The organism is Vibrio sp. 1978, assembly GCF_033344345.1.
In genome coordinates, this window is the sequence record NZ_JAWPOP010000313.1 from 1 (window position 1) to 808 (window position 808).

The 808-nt window shown below is 51.2% G+C and carries 1 protein-coding gene; it reads right to left on the reverse strand.

Going from position 1 to position 808, the window contains the following annotated elements:
* Positions 1–808 (reverse strand): FAD-dependent oxidoreductase (locus R8N49_RS26310; RefSeq protein WP_318190349.1); only part of this gene is annotated, 808 nt, incomplete at both ends.

The window sequence follows — 808 nt, forward strand, 5'->3', positions numbered from 1 at the left end:
GTTGAGTAATCTCGCAAGGCACAGTCGGTATTCGCTTGGCAACCACACTCTAAGCAGCGCGCCGCTTCTTTCATGGCCTCTTCGTTATCAAAGCCCAGTTCCACTTCAGCAAAACTCTGCTCACGCTGCGCTGGGGTCAACTCTGGCATGATTGAACGAGCAACTTTTTGGATGTTTTCAAAATGAAGTGGGTCAACCTGCGCCAGTTTTTTCTCTTTACGAGAGTTGAACGCAGGTTTCGGCATATCCGCCATATCGCCATTGAGGAACAGATCGATCGCTTTTGCCGCAACTCGCCCATCTCCCACCGCTTCAACCGCTGTTGCAGGACCACGACGAAAATCACCGATACTGAAGATATTGCCCGTACCCGTGTGCATGGTTTGCGAGTCGGACTCAGATGTGTTCCAACGTGTTCGTGGAATAGACAAATCATCGTTTTCTAAGAAGCTGAGATCCGGCTTTTGCGATACCGCTGCAATCACGGTATCAAATGCTTCAGTAAAGAACTCACCCGTTGGTTTCGGGCTACGACGACCAGACAAATCTGGCTCACCTAACGCCATTCGTTCTAATCGAATTGCCTTCACGCGGCCGTTTTCATCCGCGATGTTTTCCGCCGGATTCGTTAAGAAATGGAACTTCACGCCCTCATGTTCAGCTTCGACGATTTCGTAGTCCTCGGCCGGCATTTCGTCGCGAGTTCGACGATAGATCAAAGTGGTATCGGCACCCGCACGACGCGCCGTACGCGCACAGTCGATCGCAGTGTTACCACCACCAATCACGGCAACTTTTTTGCCCGTAA